The organism is Serratia sp. CMO1 (assembly GCF_015689115.1).
GTDB classification, from domain to species: domain Bacteria; phylum Pseudomonadota; class Gammaproteobacteria; order Enterobacterales; family Enterobacteriaceae; genus Serratia; species Serratia marcescens.
Genome location: NZ_CP065032.1, coordinates 1072605 through 1096488 on the forward strand (window position 1 = coordinate 1072605; position 23884 = coordinate 1096488).

The 23884-nt window shown below is 61.1% G+C and carries 17 protein-coding genes; 2 read left to right on the plus strand and 15 right to left on the minus strand.

The window, feature by feature from the left end:
• Window positions 1-14: 14 nt before the first annotated feature.
• The 13 genes from IT763_RS04990 to IT763_RS05050 all read right to left on the minus strand — a co-directional run bounded on the left by IT763_RS04990 (window position 15) and on the right by IT763_RS05050 (window position 20230).
• Window positions 15-1073 carry a hypothetical protein gene (locus tag IT763_RS04990; protein WP_016928821.1) on the minus strand — a complete coding sequence of 353 codons (1059 nt, stop codon included), beginning with the start codon at window positions 1071-1073 and terminating at the stop codon, window positions 15-17.
• The gene (locus IT763_RS04995) at window positions 1070-1717 is read right to left on the minus strand and encodes a 4'-phosphopantetheinyl transferase superfamily protein (protein ID WP_164052916.1); all 648 of its coding nucleotides are present in this window, start codon (window positions 1715-1717) and stop codon (window positions 1070-1072) included. Before IT763_RS04995 ends, IT763_RS04990 begins: the two co-directional genes overlap by 4 nt.
• A complete protein-coding gene (locus IT763_RS05000; RefSeq protein WP_004940233.1) occupies window positions 1701-2015 on the minus strand; it encodes a RedY-like protein in 315 nt (104 codons plus the stop codon). Before IT763_RS05000 ends, IT763_RS04995 begins: the two co-directional genes overlap by 17 nt.
• Before the next feature lie 13 nt (window positions 2016-2028).
• On the minus strand, window positions 2029-4317 hold the full coding sequence (locus IT763_RS05005) for a polyketide synthase (RefSeq protein WP_206195223.1): 2289 nt from the start codon (window positions 4315-4317) through the stop codon (window positions 2029-2031).
• The gene (locus IT763_RS05010) at window positions 4314-5789 is read right to left on the minus strand and encodes a D-alanine--poly(phosphoribitol) ligase (protein ID WP_241005489.1); all 1476 of its coding nucleotides are present in this window, start codon (window positions 5787-5789) and stop codon (window positions 4314-4316) included. The genes IT763_RS05005 and IT763_RS05010 overlap by 4 nt, the downstream gene beginning before the upstream one ends.
• A 4-nt stretch (window positions 5790-5793) precedes the next feature.
• Entirely contained in the window at window positions 5794-7740 is a 1947-nt protein-coding gene (locus IT763_RS05015; RefSeq protein ID WP_143778562.1) for an aminotransferase class I/II-fold pyridoxal phosphate-dependent enzyme, read from the minus strand.
• Entirely contained in the window at window positions 7737-8000 is a 264-nt protein-coding gene (locus IT763_RS05020; protein ID WP_004940224.1) for an acyl carrier protein, read from the minus strand. Before IT763_RS05020 ends, IT763_RS05015 begins: the two co-directional genes overlap by 4 nt.
• 23 nt (window positions 8001-8023) lie before the next feature.
• A complete protein-coding gene (locus tag IT763_RS05025; RefSeq protein ID WP_004940222.1) occupies window positions 8024-9040 on the minus strand; it encodes a methyltransferase in 1017 nt (338 codons plus the stop codon).
• Window positions 9041-9050: 10 nt separating this feature from the next.
• Window positions 9051-11612 (minus strand): aminotransferase class III-fold pyridoxal phosphate-dependent enzyme, encoded by a 2562-nt coding sequence (locus IT763_RS05030; RefSeq protein WP_164052928.1) that lies wholly within the window; start codon window positions 11610-11612, stop codon window positions 9051-9053.
• Window positions 11609-14212: a biosynthesis protein PigD gene (locus IT763_RS05035; RefSeq protein ID WP_206195225.1), complete on the minus strand. Its 2604-nt coding sequence runs from the start codon at window positions 14210-14212 to the stop codon at window positions 11609-11611. Before IT763_RS05035 ends, IT763_RS05030 begins: the two co-directional genes overlap by 4 nt.
• A 170-nt stretch (window positions 14213-14382) precedes the next feature.
• The gene (locus tag IT763_RS05040; protein WP_206195226.1) at window positions 14383-17049 is read right to left on the minus strand and encodes a PEP/pyruvate-binding domain-containing protein; all 2667 of its coding nucleotides are present in this window, start codon (window positions 17047-17049) and stop codon (window positions 14383-14385) included.
• A complete protein-coding gene (locus IT763_RS05045) occupies window positions 17046-19061 on the minus strand; it encodes a DUF6041 domain-containing protein (protein WP_228009801.1) in 2016 nt (671 codons plus the stop codon). The genes IT763_RS05040 and IT763_RS05045 overlap by 4 nt, the downstream gene beginning before the upstream one ends.
• Window positions 19058-20230, minus strand: coding sequence for an acyl-CoA dehydrogenase family protein (locus IT763_RS05050; RefSeq protein ID WP_228009804.1), 1173 nt, complete (start codon window positions 20228-20230; stop codon window positions 19058-19060). Before IT763_RS05050 ends, IT763_RS05045 begins: the two co-directional genes overlap by 4 nt.
• Before the next feature lie 391 nt (window positions 20231-20621).
• Here IT763_RS05050 and cueR point away from each other — a divergent pair, with 391 nt between their 5' ends.
• Entirely contained in the window at window positions 20622-21023 is a 402-nt protein-coding gene (gene cueR, locus IT763_RS05055; RefSeq protein ID WP_015376888.1) for a Cu(I)-responsive transcriptional regulator, read from the plus strand.
• On the opposite strand, the gene IT763_RS05060 is transcribed toward cueR, so the two are convergent.
• Both IT763_RS05060 and IT763_RS05065 read right to left on the minus strand, forming a co-directional pair.
• Window positions 21020-21481: an NfeD family protein gene (locus IT763_RS05060; RefSeq protein WP_016928811.1), complete on the minus strand. Its 462-nt coding sequence runs from the start codon at window positions 21479-21481 to the stop codon at window positions 21020-21022. The genes cueR and IT763_RS05060 overlap by 4 nt on opposite strands.
• A 2-nt stretch (window positions 21482-21483) precedes the next feature.
• Entirely contained in the window at window positions 21484-22389 is a 906-nt protein-coding gene (locus tag IT763_RS05065; protein ID WP_004940203.1) for an SPFH domain-containing protein, read from the minus strand.
• A gap of 325 nt (window positions 22390-22714) precedes the next feature.
• On the opposite strand from IT763_RS05065, the gene cfa reads away from it, so the two are divergent.
• The gene (cfa, locus tag IT763_RS05070; RefSeq protein WP_110146740.1) at window positions 22715-23866 is read left to right on the plus strand and encodes a cyclopropane fatty acyl phospholipid synthase; all 1152 of its coding nucleotides are present in this window, start codon (window positions 22715-22717) and stop codon (window positions 23864-23866) included.
• Window positions 23867-23884 lie beyond the last annotated feature (18 nt).

Here is a 23884-nt window from a genome sequence, read left to right on the forward strand (position 1 = left end):
TTCTCCTCAGCGGATTAGGGGGAATCGTTCCCCGGGTGCGCGCATTCGCCGGATGGCGGCGCGGTCAAAATGCTTTGCCAACTGCGTCTGGGCGCTGCGCTGCCCCATTGTTGCAGGTGGCCGAAGCGGGCAAAAAACACCGGGGGAGCGCTGAGCGCCAGGGTTGCTGCGAGCTCGCGACGTGCCTCGGCGTGTTGCACCAGAACGCTGATCGGATGCAATCCCCAACCCCAGTGTTGCAGCGTGAGCCACAGACGCCCAAGCCGCATGCCGGTGGCGAACAGGTGCTCGGCACTTTCGTCGTTCAGACACAGCGCCAGGTATTGCGGGCCTTCCGCGACGCGTTGCGCCAGCCCTTGCGCCATATAAGCCGGCAGGCGCAGCCCGGTCGCCAGCCGGCTTAAGCGAGGATGAAACGCCACTTGAAAGAAGCGCTTGAATGCTGGGGATACCGGGCCAAACAGGTGGTGCAGGTGAAAACCGTCGTCGGTAGGCTGCCGTTCGTTGAAGCGGATGTATTGATAGGTTTCCCGCCAGGCTTGGCGATCCGAGAAATCGAGCGCGGCGTGACGAGCGGTGAGCTGCGCGACCCGACGGCGAGCGCGTTCGTCACCTGCGATACTGAGTGAACTTGCCGTTCCGTCGAACAAGGTCTGCAGCTGCATCCGCTGCGCTTCATTGATTGGCGTAGGCTGATAGGCCGCCCGTGCGGTATGCCGCTCGCCGATCAGCTGCGCCAATTGGCGATGGGCGGCGCGATCGGGCGCGGCAGGCGCGGCGGGCGCAAAGCTCAGTAAATGCGTGGGGCCATTCTCCCAACGCCAGGCGAGAGGCGAGCCTGCACAGTTGAGCAGCGCGCTGAGGTACTCGAAGAAAATCCCGCAGCTCATCAGCATCTCGCGTTCCAGCGAAGGCAGGCTCTGCAAGGCGCGACGGCGGTCGATAGCCAACCGGCCACATCGGGCGTCGGCGTCATAGTGGAGAGACCAGGGTTGACAGTTGTGTGAAGAGGGCGCCTGCCGCGCGATGTCCACGGCCTGTTGCAGCGCCGCGGCGAAAAGGTCTTGGGTCATGATAAGGCTCCGAAAGCGGAAGGGGCGGGCAGGGAAAATACGGTAACGTTCGCTCTGAACGACATGCTCTCCTCCGCCGGAAAGCAGAGTGCGCATGCCCAGTCCAGGCTGCGCCACAGCCAGAAACGTCTGCTCGCCAAACTGCCGTCGGCGCTTGAGACCAACCCGGTGCGCCAGTCGATGCCGATCGTCCGCAATTCGTAGGGCAGACCGCGGCCGTGACTTTTTAAAAATGCTTCGCGAATGGCCCAGACGGCGCAGGCCTGTATGCGTCCCAATCGCTGCTCCGCCTCGCTAAAGGCCCAGCGCAGCGCCGCGCCGGAGAAGGGGCGATAATGCTGCAGATCGATGCCGAGCGGGATATCGCCGGTGGCGCTGGCGTACCAGGCATGCGAATGGCTGAGGGAAACGTGGCGGCGTCCCAGCAGGAGGTGTTCGCCGAACGGTTGTCCACTCGTCTCATGGCGCAGCGTAAAGCCGGTCGCGTGCCCCTGGCACCATGTCCGGTTCAGCAGCGCGACGGCCTGCGCCCGCGCGAGGTTTTTCACCGCCGACAGATGCCGCAATCCCCGAACGGCGGCGCAGCGGTGGGTGCCGCCCAGGGCGATGACGATACGCGGCGCCACGCTAAGCTCGATAACCATCGGCGATGCGTTCTCCGCTGATTTCGTCAACGACTTCCGCCAACTGATTAAAGCGTTCAACCAGGCTTTGAAACAGCGGGGTTTGCATCTCGCGCTCGAACATTTTCAGCGAGTTCAGCTGAATGATTTCGATAAAGTGAAACGGCGCCTCCGCCGAAGGGCTGACTTCGATGACATCGAAGGCGCGTACCGCATCGAGGTGGCGGCAAGCCTGGTAATCGGTCGTCTCCACCCAGTCGCGAAACGCGGCGCGGTGGGCGATGTCTTTTAGCCGAATCTTATGGACGATAATGTGCATCTGGGCGGCCTTTTTAAACGGGTTGATGGATAAGCAAATGGTAATTGATGCCACCGGTGCCAAAGCCGTTGATCGCCGCCCGACGTCCGCCTTCACCGTGTGGCCAGTCGAGCGCGACTTGCGGGATTTCGGCCGGGATCGCCGCCAGCGGCAGTTCGGCATTCAATGTCGCCACCGGCGTGGGCGGGATTTGACCGTGTTCGAAAGCGCTCAGCACTTTGCACAGGCTGAGCGCGCCGGCACCAGCGAAACAGTGGCCGAAGTTGTACTTCACCGAACCGATGTACAAAGGGGCGTGCGCGGCGCGGCGATACCCCTGATGCAATGACGCGACTTCTGCCCGATCGCCCAGTTCGGTGCCGGTGCCGTGCGCTTCGAGATACTGTATCTGGCGCGCTTCCACGGCGCTCAGGCTCTGGGTTTTTTCGATTGCCAACGCCTGACCCTCGGGATCGGGCGCGGTCATGGAATAGCTGTCGCAAGATCCCGATATCGCTTCGATGGTGGCGATGGCCCGCGATGTCGCCTGGCCGGTCAGAATGAAGAAGCCGCCACCGTCGCCGGGAGTAAAACCGTCGGCTTGTCGGGCGAAAGGTCGCATACGCGAAGCGGAAAGCATCATCTGCGCGCTGCACAGCACCATATCGCGTTCGAGCGTCGCCGTTTCTATGCCGCCGACGAGCACCGCATCGTAGCGGCCGGCCTGTAACGCCCTGACCGCATTGTGCAAGGCGGCCAGCGAACTGGCGCAGGCCGCCTCGACCGCGTAGCAGTCCGCCTCGACGCCGAGCTGTTGCGCCAACAGCTGCGCGGTGCCGAGGCCGCAGGCGCCATGCCAGCTCCAGCGGTTGATCGCGGGTTGGGGCGGTGGCGAAAGGGCGACGCCGGCGGGAGGCAACGTCGGCCACAGGGCGCGCATGGCCTGTTGTCGATCGGCGCTCAAAGACAGGTTGCTGGCGACGATAATGGCGATGCGTTCAAAGCGTCGCAGGCTGTCGGGCCACGCCGCGCAGCCGTTGAGGGCGTGCAGTTGTGTGACGTCGAGGCGCTGTTTTTTGGCCGGCATCATAGGCCGCGTCAGCTCAAGCCGCACCGGATCGTGCGTTGGGAAGCACATGGCGTGAGCGGTGTAGGCGCTGAGCTTTTGCGGCGTGGGTCGCACGAAGGCGCCGGGGTGCAGCTGCTCGGGGCTGTGATCGCGCAGGGTGTCCTCCCCGTTGCGCAAGGCCTGCCAGAAACGCGCTTTATCCAGCCCCTGCGCGGTGATGGGCTGATAGTCGATGATGCTGATGCGTGGCGAAGCCGTCGGTTTTAATGAGGGGGGAGACGCCGCGTCGATCCGCCAGCGGTAGCCGGTGAACGAGTGCCCGGCGCACGCCTGTTGCCGTTGCAACAGCATGTCGAGGAGATGGCAGAAAACCTGATTGGCGCCGGCAAAATAGCCGGCGCTCGGCGCGGCATCCTGCCGTTCGGCGATCAGGGTCGACAAATGTGCGATCGCTGGCCATCCCTGTTCCTGAGCGACGTCCAGCGGGCAAACGACCAGGCTGATCGCGCCCTCCAGCCAACAGGCCGAAGAGGAAACGCCCTGCGCCAACAGCATGTCCGCCTGAGGTTGATGGTGGAAGCATTGTACGGCGGTCAGCACCGCCATGCGGCTGTCGGCATGGCGAAAACAGTCTTGCGCCAGCTGCAGCAAGCGCAGGCCGCCCAGATCGGCGCCGTCGAGGGTTTGGCATTTACCGCGCGTGCGGGCGAAATGGGCGATGCGCGCGGGAATGCTGGAGGCCATTTCCCCCACGCGATCGTGGGATGAACTGCCGAACGCCTGGGCCAGCGGCTGTTTGTAATCGTCAATCCGGCGCATGACCGCCGCCGGTGAGAGACCCTGAACGTCAAGCCGTTCGGCCAGCCTGCGCAGCGCGCCGATTTTGGTGGCGTTGCGATAGGCCGCATCACTGCCCAAATGGGTGGCGCAAAATTGATCGCAGCGGTCGCGCAACGCGTCGGATAACGTCAGATGCTGCATGGCGGCGGAGGCGGCCTGCAGCGCCAGGCGGGTCTCGCGGCTGACCGCCAGTCGAAACAGCGGCGGGATGGCGAATTTTTTGAAATCAAACGCGGCGTCGTCGATCTGACGGCCGCGGATCGGCGCGGCCGCATCGCTCCACGGCATCGGCGGCGGGGCGTCGAACAGCGCCGACCAGGCGGCGCCGTTGGACAGATCGATACGATCGATGCCGGGCAGTGCGCAGCCGATGCCGACCAGCGCCAGCGGCGCGGCATGAATTTCCTGGTTCATCGCGCATTCACCTCGGACAAACGTCCTCTGTCCACCTTGCCGTTCGCGTTGGTGGGCAGGCTGTCGGCGACCACCAGTTGGCTGGGGAGCATATAGGCGGGCAGCCTGGGCTGCAGGAACTGCTTGAGCTCCAGCAGGTTGGGGCGGAGCGCGCCGGGATGGAGGGTGATCACGGCGATCAGTTTTTGCTTCAGCTCGCCGAGCTCGACATACAGTGCGGCCTGGCAGACCGAGGGATGGTGATGAAGGATCGATTCTATCTCCCCCAATTCCACCCGGTAGCCGTTGATTTTCACCATGTCGTCCAGCCGGCCGCGGTAGACCAGCCCATTCGCCGTCGTCTCCACCCAGTCGCCGGTCGCGTGGCATTGGCGCGGATGCCATTGCGCTTGCCGCGATGAGGCGACGTTGCTGTAGCCGGGGGTGACGCACCGCCCGCCGATCAGCAATTCTCCGCGTCGGCCCAGCGTACCGTCAATCGGCTGCAGACGCCCCTGCTCATCGACCAACTGCGCCGTCAAGCCGGGCAGCGGATGGCCGATGGGGATCTGCTCCAGCGTCGCCAACTGCATTCGATCCAGCGCGTAGGCGGTGCAGACATTGGTTTCCGTCGGGCCATACCAGTTGCTGACGCGGCAGCGAGCCGGCAGATGCGCAACCAGGCGCCTCAGCGCGGCGGCCGGATAAGGCTCTCCGGCGAACGTGACCTGGCGCAGCGTTTTCACCGTCGACGGCGCCAGCAACGCGCTCTTTTCCAGCATGGCTAAAATCGAAGGCACGCTATACCACAGGGTGACGCCGTGCGTTTGCAATCCGCGAACGAGAGCCTGGCAATCTTTCTGTTCATCTTCGCGCACGATCCAGGTCGCGGCGCCGGCACAAACGCCGGCGAACAGATCGAAGGTGCTCAGATCAAAGGCGAAACTGGCATGGTTGGCCAGCACGTCGCGCGCCGTCAGTTGTGTATCGCTGACGGCCCAGCCGATGAAAAACGTCAGCATGTCATGGGTGATTTGCACCCCTTTCGGGGTGCCTGTGGAGCCTGAAGTATAGAGAATGGCGGCGAGGGGAGAGCCGAGCGCGGCGATCGCTTCCGGCCAGGCGCCATCGAGATCGGTGCGGTCATCGAGCGCGTTCAACCAGCCCTCATCGACGATCAGCGCGGGTGAGGCGGCGGCGATAATGCGTTCGATGCGCGCCGTCGGTTGGCTGAAATCGATAGGGACATAGTGGTTGCCGCTCAGCCAACACGCGTACATGGCGGCGACGGCGTCGGGCCCTTTCTGCAGGTTGAGCAGCACGGCCTGCTGCTTCAACCCGGCATGTCGCAGCGCCGCCGCCATCATGCAGGCGCGATCGGCCAGGCGACGATAGCTCCAGCGCCGATCGCCGCACAGCAGAGCGGTGCTTTCCGGCGCTTGGCGGGCGTGCCGGAACAGGGCCTCCAGTATCGGTGAAATGAAGGTTGCCATGATGTCAGACCTCGGCGGCGCGTGCGCGCTCTTCCCGTCGGACATCGCCGTTGACCGGCACGCCGGTCTCCAGCGCCGCCGCCACCAAAATGGCGTAGGCTTCATCCAGATCTTCACGCGTGTGTTCACTGGTCACGCTGATGCGTAAGCGGGCGTCACCCACGCTGACGCCCGGGAAGACCACGGTCTGGCAGAATAGCCCGCGCGCCCGGACGGCGCGGCCGAACAGCAGCGTTTTGGCGTCGTCGCCCACCACCACCGGAATGATGGCCGAGTCGGAATGCTCAAGGTCAAAACCGGCGTTAAGCAGCAACGTGCGGAAGTAGTAGATGTTGTCCCACAGCTTGGTCAGTCGCTCGGGTTCACGCAGCATCACGTCGATGGAGGCGATCACGCCGGCGGCGACTGCGGCGGGGATGGTGGCGGCGAAAACATAGGAGTTGGAGTAGAAACGCAGGTATTCGACCACTTCGCCATCGGCGCAAACGAAGCCGCCTAACCCCGACAGCGCCTTGCTCATGGTGCCCAGTTCGAGATCCACCTGGCCTTTCATATTGAAGTGTTCCGCCGTGCCCGAGCCGGTTTTGCCCAAGACGCCCGTCGCGTGCGCGTCGTCGACCAATACGCGTGCGCCGTAGCGTTCGGCCAGCTTCATCAGGCGCGGCAGATCGACGATATCGCCGTGCATGCTGAAAACGCCATCGGTGACGATCAGCTTGCCGCCGGGGTGATCGGCGTATTTGGCCAGCGATTTCTCAAGGCTGGTCAAAGAGTGGTCATAAATTTTCCGCTGCGCGCCCGCCAACTTGCAGCCGTCCTGGATGCTCATGTGGTTGATGGCGTCGGTGAACACCAGGTCGTGTCGGCTGGTCAGAGCCGAGATGCATCCCAGGTTGGCCGAGTAGCCGGACGGATAGACGATGCAGTCTTCGCGCCCTTTGAGCTTGGCCAGTTTGCGCTCCAATTCCAGATGCAGCACGTTGCTGCCGGCGATGATGCGGCACCCGGTGTTGGTGGCGCCGTACAGGCCAGCGGCGTCCTGGATGGCGTGGATCACTTCCGGATGGTTCGACAATCCCAGATAGCTGTTGGAGCCGAACATCAGAAATTCGCGGCTTTTGCCGGTGACCTCGTCGAACATGACCGCGCGGTTTTTGCACGGCGTTTCAAGCGGCATGCCGTACCAGTAAAGCTGACGCTGTTTTTTATCGCGATAAAAAGCGCCGAATTCACGCGTTTTATGGAACAAATCCGGGTGCTCGATGCCGACGAAGTCCCGCATGGTGCGCGGATCGCCGAGCTCATCGCGCGCGTCCGGCGATGCGGGCGCCTTGGTGGGCTGCGGCGCGGCGGACGCGGCGGTGTGCTGGCCAAAGCGGCTGAACCACGCTTCGCCCTGTTCCTGAACCAGCCGCGCCGCCAGGTTGTGCTCCAGCTCAGCCAGCGTGCGGCACTCCGCCAGCGCTGCGTTATCGTCCAGGCCCAGCGTTTTGAGCAACTCGTTGCGCGCCATCACCACCGCTACGGAGTCGATGCCCAGGTCGCCTTCGATGGCGGCGTCGGGGGACAGATCACGCACTTCATATCCGCTGTGGGTGGCGAACACCTGGCGCACGAGAGCGCTCAACCAGGCCTGAGGCGTCTCGGGGGCAGGTTGCGCGGCGGCGTTCGGCGTCGGCAGCGTGAAACCGCGCTGCAAAATACCGTCGAGCGCATCCTGAATGGTTTTGATCTCCTGGATCGCCAGCGGCGTATTTAATTGGAACTGACGGTTCAGCACCATGGCAATTTCCGCCAGCGCGATGGAGTCGACGCCCAAATCGTTTTCCAGATGGCTGGTCAGGGCCAGTGCCGACGGTTCGTACTCGGTCAGCCGGGCGAAGGTGTGCAGCACCGACTGCCGGACGGCTTCATGCGCGTTTGCGGCGCTATCGACGGCGTGAACGCTCATGCGACACCCCCTGCGGCGACTTGCGCTTGCAACCGTTGCACCAGCGCGACCATCGCCTGCACCGAGGCGAAGTTCGCCGGATGGATCTCATGCATGCCGATGGCGACATGAGACTCCTGACGCAGAAAATCCACCAGATCGAAAATGGAGGCGGAATCGACGACGTTCAGTTCAAACAGCGGGGTTTGAGCATTCAGGCCGTCGTGATCGCCATCCAGATACTGGGTGGCGATATGCTGGATCAATTTGCTTTCTAACATTGCGAGCTCCCGTTGCTAACTGGTTATTTTTCGCCGACGATCAGGGTGCGTGGGCCGGCTATTTTCATGATGCGCGCGTTGCTGAATCCCGCCAGACGGAATCTGTCCAGGTATTCCTGCGCGCTGCTCTCTATGCCGCCGTCGGTGGAGACCAGCATGTTCAGCGACAGCAGGGCGGTAAATTCCGGCCCTGATTTGTCTTCGTTCAGCGGCGTTTCGGAAGCGATGAAGCGGCCGCCGGCCGGCATCGCCCGATAGATGTTGCGCAGGATGGTCAGTTGGGTTTCCGGGGCGTAGTCGTGCAGCATCCATCCCAGGTGGATCAGGTCATAGCCGCCGATCGGCAGATCGCCGCTGATGACATCGCCCTCCACGACGTCAATGCGTTCGCCATAGCCTTGCAGCGTCAGCTTGTCGCGCAAGAACGCCGAGGCCTGCGGCAGTTCGCAGATCGCGAGTGCGATCCCCGGATAAGCGTCGGCGATCGCCATCGGCAGGCTGCCGATCCCGCTGCCGATGTCCAAAAACGCACGGTGTTGCGAGAAGTCGTAATCGCGAACAAAGCCGGCGATAAAGGGCGCGGCGAATTTACCGAGAAATTCCTGGAAGTCCGCCACGTCGTCCGGATTTTGGTACAGGATGTCGAACCAACTGCGGTCATCGCCGAAGACCGTGCGGCGCTGGTGGGCATCGTTTCGCACCGCCGTTTTCAGCTCGCCCCACAGCGGATACAGGAAGGTATCGATGTGGCGGCCCAGCCATCCCAGCCACTGGGGTTCGTCGCTCAACAGAAAAGCCCGGTGGGCGGCGGGCAAATGATAAAGGCCGTCTCGTTGGTCGAGATACCCCATGGCCCGCAGCGCGATGAGCAACTGCTCGGTGGAACGCGCCGGGCAGTCAAGCCGCGCGGCGATGTGCGCCGCGTCGGCGTCCCGATCGCGCAGCTGATCGAACAGCTTCAGCGCCAGCGCGGCGGTCAGCGCCTTGGCCTGGAAAAAGCCCATCATCTGATTGACGGCATCTTGCTTGGTTAAAGGCATTGCTGGCTCCCTAGTCTAAAAAGGTGGAGAGTTCCTCGCACACCGTGGCAAAGGCGCCGACGAAACGGTCGATCTCGGCTTTGCTGATGATGAGCGGGGGTTGAATACGGATCACCGTCGAGCTGTTGGCGGTAATGAAGGTCAGGATCTTGTGGTCCTGGCACAGCTTGGTGACGAATTTCATGCAGAACATTTCGCCGAGCGCCTGTTCCATGCGATCCATCGCCGCCCGCAAATGGGCTTGCACCGGATCGGGCAAGAATTTCCAGGTGGTGTGCCAATCGCCCGGCAGCCGGGTGGCGAATTCGCGGGCGGAGGCGTTGACCGCGCCGGTGAACGCCTGATCGAACTGGATCCCCAGCATCAGGCCGCGGCCGCGCACTTCGCTGACGAACGGATAGCGGGCGGCGATCTCGCTCAGTGCCTGCTTAAAGTAGGCGCCCATCCGTTCGGCATGGCCGACCAAATCCTGCGCCAGGATCTCGCGCAGCGCGCTGAGGGCGACGACCGAGGCGAGGTTGCCGCCGCCGTAGGTGGAGCTGTGCACCAGGAAGCGGTCCGCCGTGCCATAGGCTTTTTGCCAAAGATCGGTTCGGCACAGCGTGGCGCCGATGGGGATCAGGCCGCCGGACAGGGATTTCGACAGCATCAGCACGTCCGGCTCGATACCGTCCCATTCGCAGGCGAAAAGTTTGCCGGTGCGCCCAAGCCCGGTTTGCACTTCGTCCACCATCAGCAGCACGCCGGTCTCGCGGCAGAGCTGCTGCACCGCCTGCAGGTAACCGGCGGGCGGGATATGCACGCCGCCTTCGCCCTGGATCGGTTCGATCATCAGCGCGCCGACGTCTTCACGGTTCAGCGCTGCCCGCAGCGCGGCGAGATCGCCGAACGGCACTTCCACCATCGCGTCCAGCAGCGGTGTGAAATAGCGGCGGTGTTTGTCTCGTCCGGTGATGGACAACGCGCCCAGCGTTTTACCGTGGTAACTGTTGCGCAGATAGGCGATGCCCGGCTTGCCCGTCGAGGCCTTGGCGATCTTCATCGCGGCCTCGACGGCTTCGGTGCCGGAGTTGCTGAAGAACACCCGGCCCATGTTGCCCGGCGCCAGACGACAGAGCACTTCGGCCAGCTTGGCAGTCTGTTCGGGAATGGAAATGTATTGAATGAAGTTGGGGCCTTGAGCGTCGAGGTAGTTTTTCAGCGCGTTGACCACTGGCTGCGGGTTGTGGCCCAGGTTTAGGCACCCGTAGCCCGCCACCATGTCCAGGAAAGCCTCGCCCGCATCGTCATACAACTGGGTGCCGGCGGCGCTGCGGAAAACGTTGTCGCAGCGCTGCAACTTGAGGAAGTCCACCATCATGGGGTTGATGTATTGATGATAGCGGTCGAGGGTGTCTTCCCTGGCCGGCGTTTGGGCGATGACCGCATCGATAAACGCCAGGCGCGATGCGGGCAGCGCCGCATCAGCCGGTTCCCCGGCATAGATGTCATGGTGGTAGTAGCGCTTGAGATTGGTCACGCTCTGCCGATCGATGCGCTCGCCGTACGAGGCCAGCGGATAGGCGAAGAACCCGTGGCGCTCGGCGATTTCACCGATCTCCAGCACTTTTTCCGGCGCCAGATAGCGGCCCAGCGAAAAGTTTTCCCGCCGGTTTTCCAGCGCCAGCACAATGGTTTCCGCCATGCAGCCGTTCAATTGTTGCTTGATGGTGACGTTGAGCGATTCTCCACCCAACTTGACCGCATCGGTGGCGGTGACGCAGCCGCCGTCGATGATCAGAATGTCATCCCGCGCCGGGCGCGTTTCCGAAGCGATATCGCGCGGCAGCGCCACGTCGATGAAGATCGAACCGGGTTGCAGTCTGGCGGGGTCGATCACGCCGCCGGCGGAGGTCGCGGCGGCAAACAGTTTGCAGCGCGGGTAGAGATCTTCGGGATCGCTGGTCAGGGTGACGCGCGAGTGATACTCCTCGGGCAAATGGCTGAGCAGTTCGCTGCGATCATGGTTGCCGGCGCGGTGCAGCAAATGGAGAGAGAAACCGTGCGCCAGCAGCAGACGGCTTAGCGCCAGGCAGATCGACCCCGGATAGCCGACGATGGCGACGGGTTCCTCCTCCGGGCGAATTTCCAGCCAGGACTGGATCTGCATCAAGGCCTTGTAGCCGGCGTAGGTGGTCAGCGAGTTGCCGGAGGTGACCGGCACCGGCGACTTTTCCGCGGTGGCTTCGCCGCGTCGCCCAACGATAGAGGTAAAACCGCCGAGACCGACCAGTTCGGCGCCATCGCCGGCCAGCTCTTCGATGCCTTGGACCACCCTGGCGGCGATACCGCGTGCGTCGGCCAGCATCTCATCCGCCACCAGCGGCATGTATTTGATCACCCCTTCGCAAGTGGCGCCGGTCGCCGAGGTGATCCTGGCGAAGTTCATAAAGGGAACCAGGTTTTGTCGTTCCCACAGTTCACGCGTATAGCCGCTGTGCTGCTCGGTCGAGTTGCGTTGCAGCAGATCGAGCATTTTGACGTAACGTTTCAACCCCAGCGAGGTGGGATGAGCGATGAATCCGAATTTCATGAGGTGGCTTCCGGTGTAGGATCTTGGTCGAAGGCGGTGCTGGTCGATTCGGGCTGTTGGGCTGCCCAGGCTTTGCGCTTCTGCAGGGCGTCGTGGTCGCTCGGATCGCGCTGCCAGCCTTTGGCGGTGGCCAGCGAGATACCGTCGCCTTCATTGTTGTGTCCCAGCACCACGGAGAACAGATTGAGTCGGTGCGGGGTGGTCAGCGCCTGGCGAATGACGTCTTCGTCGAAATGCGTAAGCGTTTTGCTCTGGATATGGAAGTTATTGACCGTTTGTTCGACGTCCGGCTGTTCGACGTTCACCAACCGCATTTGCCGCGAGGTGCGATTGAACAGAATGCGTTCCTGATAGGTATTGATGACGGACAGACCGCCGTTGCATAAATAGAAGACGGTGATGCTTTTATTCAGCAACTGCGGATGGGTGAGAATGTTGTCGATAAAAGCCGGCAGGATGTCCGGTACGATCCCTTTAGCGCCGTCGCCGATAAACGCCATCACGTGGCTTGGGCTGGTGTAAGCCAGGTAGCCGGTGGCCAGCAGAGCGTCGCCCATTAGGGCGCGGCCATACCAGCCGGAAAAGCCGCGGCGCGTTTTGGCGACGTTGCGCGCGGCGGAGATGCCGCACCGGCCGACGTCATATACGCCGGTAAAATCGAAGCCCTCCGTTTCGATCAACTCTTCAATCACTCGGTTCAACTGGCAGAAGAAGTAGTTGGCCGACATGGGCAGACTGGGAAGCTGGCTGACCACGTCGGAAGGCGAATCGAGATAGGCGGCGATCAACGCGCGGCGTCTTTCCCGCAATGCCGGATCGACGTCGAGATGCGCTTTCACCGTGCGCAGGAACGCCAGACAGTTCATGTGCAGGTGCAGATCGGCATAGGGCGACAGATGGCGATCATCGTGCGTGAGCTGCACCAGATGAACCTTGCGCTCCAGCCTGCCGTCGGAGAAGGGGGTGGTGATCTGAGCGACGCGGCTTTTGATCATAAACAGGCTCTGCTCGCTCATGGCGTTGAGCTTGTCATTGGTGTGCAGGAAGTTGTAGACGCGCGGGCTATAGCCGTAAATCGCCAGGGTGCCCAGGTAGTGGGGATTGCGCCGGCCCTGATAATATTTCGGCGCCGAGCCAGGATGGGCCAACGAGTCCACCAGGGCGATGCCGGCGGCGTCGGCGATGTCATGGATCAGGGCGTATTCGTCGTCGCTGACCGGGCCCAACTGCCACACCAGCCGTTCCGGCCCGCGGTTGATCAGCGCTATCGCCTGTGCCAGGCTTTCGCTCATCGGCAGCGGATCGTCCGCCGACAGAACCGGGATCGGCGAGGGATCGCCGACGGCACCCTCCAGCGACAGGGTCGACTCCAGCACGTTTTGCGTCGCCAGAATCACCACCGGCCCCTGGCCTTGATGATAAAGGCGGAAGGCTTCCGTCAAACCGGCGCCGATCATTTCGACGTCATCGATATAAACGAACGGGATGCGGCGGGCGATAAGCACTTCGCGCATGTCCTCCGTCGGCGTCAGCGTTCCCTGGAAGCTGTACCATTGATTGCCGCGGTTTTCCGCCGCGACGATGATGCCCTGGGCGGCGGTTTCCTTGAGGTTGGCCAGCGTACCCTTGAATTCATCCATCATCCCGGAGGTCACTACGCCGAGGAACGGCATGCGATACAGCTGCCAGTTGGCCATGGCGCCGCAGGCGATGGCGTGTTCGTTAGGGCCGCGCAGGATCAGCGCGCCGCGCGCCTCCGCATGCCGATCCAGATAGCCGATCAGATTGGAGATGATCGACCCGGTGTAATAGGACACCAGCCAGCGTTCGGCGGCGGTACGCTCGAAAAATTGAATCAGCTGCTCACCCAGCGTGTTGTGCAGCGCCAGCGCGCCGATCGGCTTGACCCGGCGGTTGGTGTAGTTCATCTCGAAGAAGTCCATCCACAGGCACAACAGCTCGGTTTGGAAGATCGCCGGATCTTCGCTGCGCACGATTTCGCGGTATTGCTGCGGCAGGTAGCGGAAGGGCGATCGCAGCTGGCGAATGAACGCAACGGTGGAGAAGGTGGTGTAAAACGCGGGAATGCCGCTGCGCTGCAAGGCGCTGTAAAAGGCGTCCAGATCGCGATCGATCTGTTCGATGCTGTCATCGACGCCGGCCGGCGTGGTCTGATCGTAGAACAGCATGCCCAAATGAAATTCGGGACGCTGTTCCAGCGCATGCGTATAGATGATCTTGCCGGTGGCCTCGGCCAGGCTGGCGCATTGGATGATGCGAACGTTGATAGCCTTGTTTTGGCCTTTGAGAAAGTGCAGCGCCTTTTCGCGCGCGGCCAGATAAAGCGAGTCCGCCGCCAGATCCAACAGTTTCAGCGGCATCTCGGACTGGATATGCACGCGGTTGAAAACATAATCGCGGATATCGTTCAGTACGCTAAGCCCGGTTTGGAAAAACGCCGGGTTGCGCGTCACCACCACCACGCCGACCGTCAGGGTGTCGGGATCCGCGTCGGTGCGGCAGGCCTGGCGCTCCGCTTGCCACACTTGCTCGTAGGCGGCGGAGTTGGTGAGTCTTGCTTGTCCTGTCAGGGTCGTCATGATGAGTTCCTTGTGCAGCCAAAATGGAGTGACGGCTTCAGCCAGGCGGGCAAATTCGGCACGACAAAGCCCGCGACGGTCTCTGCAGGCGGCGGTTGCCGCGCGCATCACCTTCGTTGAATTGTGCTGTGTTCAGGCGGATGGTTTACCTTCGCCGGATGTGGTGTTGACTAGCCATCGGCACGTTCTCCGCGTTGAATAATGACCGTCCCGCTGTCGCCGTCGAGAATCAAGGTGTCGCCGCTGTTGATCAACTGGGTGGCGTTCTTGAGATTGACCGCCGCGGGGATGCCGAATTCGCGTGCGACGATGCAGCTGTGGGACAGCGCAGAGCCGATATCGGTGACGATGCCCGCCGCCAGCGCGAAGAGCGGGGTCCAGCTGGCGTCGGTAAAGCGCGCCACCAGGATTTCGTTGGGCTGCAGCTCGCCGGCCTGCGCCAGCAGGTCGGTGATGACGCGCGCTTTCGCCACCACTTTGCCGGGGCTGGCCGCCAGGCCGGACAGCATGCCGGCGGCATTTTCCGCCGTGGGGGCTTTCATCCTGGGCTGATACCCCCCGACGATCGCCATCGGCGGCTCTTCCGCATGCAGGTTCAGCAGATGCTGGTGGCGATTGCGCTCGATCAGATCGGCGGCGAACGCTTCCTGCGCCGACTGTTCCCCCGCCATAAACGCGCGGAAGCGCTCGAAGTCCACATAGGGCAGATCGGCCGGTTTGACCAGGCCTTGCGCCTCCAGGCGCCGCAGCACTTCCAGCATGATGCGGCGGTAGAACCAGGTTTCGGTGACGAAGGTTGGCCGGGTCGCTTCGCGGCGTTCGGCCATCACGCCATACAGTTTGGTGATGAACTTCAGCTTCATCCGGCCAAACCAGGGCATCGCTTTAAGCAGCGTCGCGCTGTCTTCATGGCGCAGCCGCTCTGTTTCCCGCAGTTTCGTGTGCAGATCCACCGGATGTTGCAGATACATTTTCATCACTTGCAGCAGGTAGCTGGGATCGTCGTTCCAGCGCGGAAGACTCAATTCGAACTCCTGGCGGCCACGGGCGCCGAACTCGAACAGGAAGGCGCTGAAGTCGCTTTGCCAGAAGGCGCGCGATTCGGGAGCGGTGGGCAGGACGGTGACCAGTTCCTGTGCGCTGTGTCGCTCGAACAGGGCCTTCAACGCCGGTTGACGATTGACCGTCTCCACCAGGCTGAGAATGCCCAGCGTGACTTCGATGGTGCGCAGGTTGTTCATCGACGCCTTGATGCGATTTTGCAATCCGTTGCCGCGGCCTTTGAGATAACGTTCGCAGGTCAGCGCCAGCGCATCGTAGAGCGCGAACGACTGAAGGAAGAAGGGCATATAGGCGGCGCAGCTGTCGAGGAAGTAACCGTCGATGCGGCTGAGTTCTCGCTCCAGTTCCTGATGTGTCATGGTCGTCAGATCCAGCGCCAGAAAGCGGCGCGTCTCGCGCTGGCGCAGGGCGATCATGGCATCGACGGTCGCGCCGGCGCTGCGCAGGTTATGCCTCTGCTGTTTCAGCCAATGCCAGGCGCTCTTGAGATAAGCCCATCCCTGTACGCCGGGGCCATAGGGGTTTTTGTACCCGCTGAAATCGATATCGGCGGTGGCGTAGCGGGTCGTGAACTTCATTTCGTCGCGGGTGGGCGGGCATTGGCGGAGCATGTAGGCCGATCCGGAGATATTCAGATAGACGTAGCCTTGCAAATACCCCATATAAATCTGCCAATCGCCGATATCCGCCAGCCCCATGGTTTTGATCGCCGGGCCATGAATATGCTTTTGGTAGAACTGGCAAAACGACAGCCCCAGCGGCGTCATCAAGCCGGTGACGATCTCGCCGGTGTCCATTCGGGAGAAAAAGGCCCGTTCCTTGATCGTCGGATCGCTTTCCCACGGGTTGGCGTAAAGCATCTGAACCGGTTTGGCCTGCGTGGTGATCGGCCGCGCCTGCAGGAGCCACACGCGATCGTCTTTCACCGCCCATTCGATATCCAGTTCCGTGCCGTAAATCATCCGCGTTTGCCGGGCCAGCCTGGCAAGCTGTTGCAGCTGTTCCGGGGTTAAGCTGGGGGCGTCTCGCCTGGCTTCGGGCGTTTGCAGCAGCGTGACCCGTCCCTGCGGATCGCGTTGGCAATAGTGCGGTTTGTGACGAATTTGCCGCTCGCGGATCTCGCCGCTCGCCTTATCCAAAATGAAGCTGTCGGTGGTGACTTGTCCGGATACCACGCCTTCCCCCAGCCCCCAGCAGCTGTCGATGACGATGTGGTTGGCATCGCCTGTCAGCGGATCTTGGGTAAACATGACGCCGGCGGCGTCTGCATCCACCATGATTTGCAAGACGACGGCGATATCGCTCTGCGCCGCCGATGTCCGGCTATACTGGGCGGCGCGTTCTGCCCACAGCGACGCCCAGCAGGATTGCACTTTGCGCACCACCTCGTCATCCCCGCGCACGTGCAGGTAAGTGTCGTATTGCCCGGCGAAAGAGTGGGTCAGGCCGTCTTCTTCCAGCGCCGAAGAGCGCACGGCGAGCGAGGCGCCGTCGCCCAACTGTTTGCAGGCGTGACGGATCGCCAGATCGAGCGGGGCGGGGATAGCGGCGCTCAAAATCATATCGCGCACGTTGCCCGGTACGCCCGTGTTGAGCAGCGCTCCCGGCACGGCGAATTCGATAAACTGCCGGTAAGCCTGCGCGGTGATGCAAAACGCCGGCGGCACCGGCAAGCCCGCCTGAATCAAATGATTCAACGAATGGGCTTTGCCGCCCAGGCGATGGGGTTCCAGCGTTTTATCGCCGGAAAGTTCAACCACCAGGGTAGGATTCATGACATCACCTCCGCAGGCGTAACGGGCATTGCGAGGCGTTCTCTCACCGCTTTGGCGGCGTTCAGTCCGGCTAACACCGCGCTTTCGATATTACCGATGCCCACGCTGTCCTGATTGGCGAAGTGAATATTCTCAAACGGCCTGCTGGCCTGGTGAAACACGCCCTGGGCCTGTTGCCCGGCGACCGAGGTCACCAGACCCGCGGGCCAGAACCAGATTTGAATGTCTTCAATGATGTCGGCGTCAATGCCCATGTTGCCCAGCACTTTGGCGATTTCGACATAGGTCTGTTGCTGCAGCGCCAGGAACTCGTTTTGCGCGGTGCGACCTTGCCGCTCTGGACGAGTGGTTGGTTTGAGCAGGGTTAATACCCCGGCTTCCGCGCTGAGGTGATTGTCCATCCAATTGGCGACCAGGCAGGTGCCGGCTTTGCTCCAATAGTAAGGTGTGCGGGTGTTTTCCGGCTCGATCAGATAGCCGCCGAACGAGCGTTCGAGGATCGGTTTTTTCAACAGCACGTTCGCCAGGTAGTAATCTTCATGGCGGATCTGGCGGATCGCCGCCAATTGCTCTTTGGGCAGGGTGGGCAACCAGGTGGGCACATGCGTTTTGGGGGCGGCCCAGATCACTTGTTTGGCTCTGATTTCGCTGGCCGCGCCATTGACGCTGAACCGGATCACCGTTTCGTCGCCGCCGGGCGTGATGCTTTGAAGCTGTACGCGGCTTTGCAGCCTGACGTTGTTTTGCTCCTCAAGATAGTCGAGCAGCCCGGCGCTGATGCTGCCGTTACCGCCCGGCAGCGTGACCAGATTGCCGCGTAAATACCCCACCAGGAAGTGCAATCCGACATAGGCGGAGACTTCGCGAATATCGAGACATTCCACGCGCAGCGTGGTGCTGACGGCATTCTCTACCAGCTTGCCGAATTTTCTCGGTGGCCGCAGATCCGTCGGGATCTGATCCAGTTTGTGCGGTTCGAACAGATACGTGTACAGCGGGATAGTGTCGAGCAGCGCCATATTCGTTTTGCTCCAGGCGCTCTGCGGCGTCCAGGGCAGGCTGGGGTACCGCTCGCCGCGCGGCGAGAAGGTATCCAGGAAGGCGTACAGATCGGCAAAGATCGGATCGCCCAGCTGTTTTGCCGCGATAACATAAGGTTTACCGATCAAGGCATGCAGGAATAGTTGTCCCGTCAGGCGCCAGACGGCGGGTTTAAGCAGGTAGCCCGGTTGTTTGATAAAACCGACGACGACTTCACCCAGGCAGCGGAGCAGCAAGACGGTGTCGAAAAATACCAGCGTGTCCTTTTCATTGGATTTATATACGCCGCTCAGACCGATTTTCTTCAGCAGTTGCGCCATGAAAGAATTCGGCAGCGGTTCCTGGAAGCAGACGCCGGCGATAGGAAATTTCAGGCGGTTCACCGTACTGTAGCGGGCGTTGCCGCCGAAGGAGGCGCTTTTTTCCAGCACCAAAACCCGGCGATCGGTCAGTTCGCTGGCCGCGGCCAAACCGGAGACGCCGCCGCCGATGATCACCACGTCATACTCGCCGTCCAGCGCGGGGGTTACCGGGCCGCCTGCCGCCGGCGTGGGCGTGGAAAAGTCGCGCGTGGGGAACGTGCGCGGCTTGGGTTTGCGGTGGTGCTGCTGACGCAGCATGTACAGCGCCGCCAGCGCGAAAATCGCATCGAGCAACATGACCTGCGGCTGGGCGCGGTGCAGGATCGTGACAAATCCCGCCATCATCAGCAGCTGGCAGTAGATGATCAATGGCGTCCAACGCGGGTTGAACATCAAGACCGCACCGGAGGCAAACAGCGCCACGCCGATCAGCGCGTTAACCACTGTACCCTGCGCCGCCAACCAAGCCGTCGCCCCGGCGTACCAGGTGCCCTGGTTCGCCACGGCCGCCTGCTGCAGAATATCGGCGACGTTTTCCAACTGAGGGAAGGCTTTCGCCAGGCCGGCCAACATATAGAGCACGGCAAAAACGCGTTGAACGATCATCATGCGCCTCCCCGCAGACCCAGCTTGCGGGCGACAATTTCTTTTTGTATCTCGTTGGTGCCGGAGAAGATCCGGCTGGGGATCACGTTCAGCAAGTGGCGCACCAGACCGAGTTCTTGATCCATGCCGGCTCCGCCGAAGATTTGAATCGCGTCCAGCGCGGACTGCACGGCATATTCGGAAATCAACAGTTTGCTCATGGCGATGTCGATCTCGGCATCCTGGCCCCGATCGTGTTTCCAGCAGGCGCGGTAGAGCATTAGCCGACACTGTTCCAGACGCAGTTTCATATCGATGATGCGGTTGGAGACGGACTGAAATTGGCCGATCGCTTTGCCGAATTGCCGGCGTTGTTTGGCATAGTCCAGCGCGCTGTCGAACACGCGCTCCATTGCGCCGATAAACAGAGCCGACAGGCAGCCCTTTTCCCAGATCATTGAATCGTGGAAGATGGCGCCGCCGGCGCCCGGCATACCGATCCGTTGGGCCTCTGGAATGAAGACGTCGTTGAAGGTCAGTTCGCTCCACGGGCAGTTGGAGAGGCAATCTTTCGGGCTGACGGCGCCTACGTTTAAGCCTGGCATCCCTTTCTCGAGCACAAATGCGGACACGCCCATAAAGCCATGTTCGGGATGGGTTTTCGCATAGACGATGAAGATGTCGGCAATCGGCGCGTTGGTGATGAAAATTTTGTTTCCGTTGAGCCGGTAGCCGCCTTCACAGGGTTGAGCGGTTGATTTCATGGCATAAATATCGGAACCGGCGTCCGGCTCCGTCGCCGCATTCGCCGCGATCAGTTTTCCGGCCGCCAACGCTTCGAGATAGCGCGCTTTTAATGCCTCGGAACCGAAGCGGGAAAGCGGGATCACGCAGGCGCACAGATGGGCGCAGAGCGAGAAGGACATGCCGATGTCGCGGCTGCCTTTACCCAGCGCCTCAATCATCAGTGCAGTATCGAGCGCATTCATGCCCAATCCGCCGAACGCGGTCGTCACGGGGGCTCGGGTAAAACCATAGGCGGCGGCTTGTCGCCACAAATCCAGGCTTAATACCTGCTGTGAAAGCCGAGCATGCGCATCCTGATCCAGCACCTCGCGGGCAAAACGCTGAGCGGATTCGCTTAGAGCCTGCTGCTCACTTGATAAGTTAAAATCCATGACGAACTCCGCCATTGGGTTGAGAGATTAAATTAGCTAATATTTCTAGTTTGGAGGTGGCCAAAACTCAAACAGGCAAAGTAATGGTAAATGTAAACAAATGTTTATTTGTGTGGTCTATTATTACAACTTTGTTAATTGATGTTTTTATTTTGTTGTTTTAATTGTGTTTTATTTTGTGTTATTTATACACAAAAATTTACATATAATAAAAATCTTAATTTGATCAAATTTTAATAGGTTAGATTGTCTATTGTTTTTTGATGAATACTTTGCAGGTGAAGTATCTATCTTTTGGCTGTGGCTATCGGTTTCTCATCGATATCGACGGTAGGGCGTTGAGGCTTGGTGAGTGGCGGAAAGCGGCTTAAGATAGGAGATGAGCAGGAGCATTCCGGAGGAAAAAATGAATATTAGCGACGTCGCGAAAAAGACCGGGTTAACCAGCAAGACGATTCGTTTTTACGAGGAGAAAGCGCTGATTACCGCCCCGATCCGCAGCGATAACGGTTATCGCCATTATTCCGCCAGGCACGTTGAAGAGCTGACGCTGCTGCGCCAGGCGCGGCAGGTGGGCTTCAACCTGGACGAGTGCCGTGAGCTGGTGGCGTTATTCAACGATCCGGCCCGCCACAGCGCCGACGTGAAGGCGCGCACGCTGCAGAAGGTGGCGGAGATCGAAAGGCACATCAGCGAACTGGGAGAAATGCGCCAACGCCTGTTGACGCTGGCGGAACAATGTCCGGGCGACGAGGGGGCGGAGTGCCCCATCATCAATAATCTGGCGGGATGCTGTCGTTCGAATTAACGGCTGATGGCGCGGATCACCAGCGTGACCCCTTCCACCGCCACCACTTCCACTTCAGTGCCGGCAGGCAGATCTTCCGCCGCCTGCGCGCGCCAGCTGCTGTCGCCGATATTGATGCGGCCCATGCCGTTGTGCATCGGTTCCGTCAGCGTGGCGCGGGTGCCGATCAGCTGGCGGTTGCGCTGGTTGAGCACCGGCGACCCGCCGGATGCGGCCGCCGGGCGCCGGCGCAGCCAGTACCACCACAGGTAAGCGACGACGACGGTCAGGACGGCGAAGATCGCGCCTTGCCACGCCCAGGAAAGTTGCGGAAGCAGCCAGATCAGGACGCCGACCAACAGCGCCGCCACGCCGCTCCACAGCAGGTAGCCGCCGGCGCCGAGCATTTCCGCCGCCAGCAACACGCCCCCGAGGGAGAGCCAAAACCACAGCGGATTCGCCGCGATCAGTTCGAGCATGATTATTTGCCTTTGCTTTCTTTCAGCAGTTCGGTAATGCCGCCGATCGAGCCGAGCAGGCTGCTGGCGTCCAGCGGCATCATCACCACTTTGCTGTTGTTGGAGGAACCGATCTTCTGCAGCGCGTCGGTGTATTTCTGCGCCACGAAGTAGTTCACCGCCTGAATGTTGCCGCTGGCGATGGCGTCGGACACCAGTTGGGTGGCGCGCGCCTCGGCCTCGGCGGCGCGTTCACGCGCTTCCGCCTGCAGGAACGCCGACTGGCGTTCGCCCTCAGCCTTCAGGATCTGCGATTGTTTCTCACCCTCGGCGCGCAGAATGGCCGCCTGGCGCACCCCTTCCGCCTCCAGGATGTCGGCGCGCTTGGTGCGCTCAGCCTTCATCTGGGCGTTCATCGAGGCGATCAGCTCCGCCGGCGGCCGCACGTCGCGGATCTCGATACGGGTGATCTTCACCCCCCAAGGGTTGGTCGCTTCATCGACGATGTGCAACAAGCGGCTGTTGATGCTGTCGCGCTGCGACAGCATTTCGTCCAGCTCCATCGAGCCGAGCACGGTGCGGAAGTTGGTCATGGTCAGGTTGACGATCGCCTGTTCGAGGTTGCTGACCTCGTAGGCGGCGCGCGCCGGGTCGACCACCTGGATAAAGCACACCGCGTCGATGGCGACGTTGGCGTTATCGCGGGAAATCACTTCCTGCGAGGGGATATCCAGCACCTGCTCCATCATGTTGATTTTGCGGCCGATGCGGTCCATGAACGGCACCACCAGGTTCAGGCCCGGCATCAGCGTCTTGGTATAGCGGCCGAAGCGTTCTACCGTCCATTGGAACCCCTGCGGCACAATTTTGACGCCGGCGAACACCACAATCAGCGCGACGACGATCACGATGGGAATAAAAGTAAGCATGCAAACCTCCTGTCAGACATATGTAAACAGATATTACGTCAGCGCCGGAAAAATGCCTACCGATACCGCGACTTAATCCAGGACATTGGCGACTCCGCCATAAGCGGAACCGCTGTTCCGAACAGGGAGAAAAACGTTATTGAAATAAGTCTGGCACAGTTGGCGGATAAGTATGCCTAAATGGCATGGTTTCAATAATTTTTATTCATTTCATGATGTTGCTCGCCTTGGCTAGAGTAAAAACACCCCCGTGTTTACCGTCAAAAATTTGTCATTTTTATTTGCGACTATGCTTTTTGAAATGACATTTCGGCCAAGGATTGTTATGGATTCGCTCAGTGTTGATGAACTCGCCCAGAAGAAAGACCGCTGGTATCGCATTGTAGAGGAGATGCTGGCCGAAGCCGGCGTCGCCATCAACGGCCCGCGCGCCTGGGATATTCGGGTGCACAACCCGGCCCTGTTCAAACGCATTTTGCAGGAAGGCTCGCTCGGCTTCGGCGAGAGCTATATGGACGGCTGGTGGGAATGCGAACGGCTGGACATGCTGTTTACCCGCATTCTGCAGGCCGGCGTCGATGAGCGCCTGCCGAAAAGCCTGAGCGACATCGCGCGCATCGCCTATGCCCGGCTGTTCAACCGCCAATCGCGCAAGCGCGCCTGGCAGGTGGGCAAAGAGCATTACGACATCGGCAACGACCTGTTCCGGGCGATGCTCGATCCTTACATGCAATACTCCTGCGGCTACTGGAAAGAGGCGCAGACGCTGGAGCAGGCGCAGCAGGCCAAGCTGCGGATGATCTGCGAGAAGCTGCAGCTGAAACCGGGCATGACGCTGCTGGATATCGGCTGCGGCTGGGGCGGGCTGGCGCAGTTTGCGGCGCAAAACTACGGCGTCGCGGTGCACGGCGTGACCATTTCGGCCGAGCAGCAGAAGCTGGCGCAGGCACGCTGCGCCGGGCTGGACGTCGAGATCTTGCTGCAGGATTACCGCGATCTGGATCATCAGTTCGATCGCATCGTGTCGGTCGGCATGTTCGAGCACGTCGGGCCGAAAAACTACGAGACCTATTTCAGCGTCGCGGCACGCAACCTGAAGCCGGACGGCCTGTTTTTGCTGCACACCATCGGTTCCAATCAAACCGACCTTAACGTCGATGCCTGGATAGACAAATACATCTTCCCCAACGGCTGCCTGCCTTCGGTGCGGCATATCGCCGAGGCCAGCGAAGGGCGTTTCGTGATGGAGGATTGGCACAACTTCGGCGCCGATTACGATCGCACGCTGATGGCCTGGCTGGAGAATTTCAAACGGGCGTGGCCGGAATTGGCGGGCGGTTATTCCGAGCGCTTCGAGCGCATGTTCACTTATTACCTGAACGCCTGCGCCGGCGCGTTCCGTTCGCGCAACATTCAGCTGTGGCAGGTGTTGTTCAGCCCGGCGGGCGTGGAGGGCGGGGTGCGGGTCTATCGCTGATATCCCCGCCATATTTCA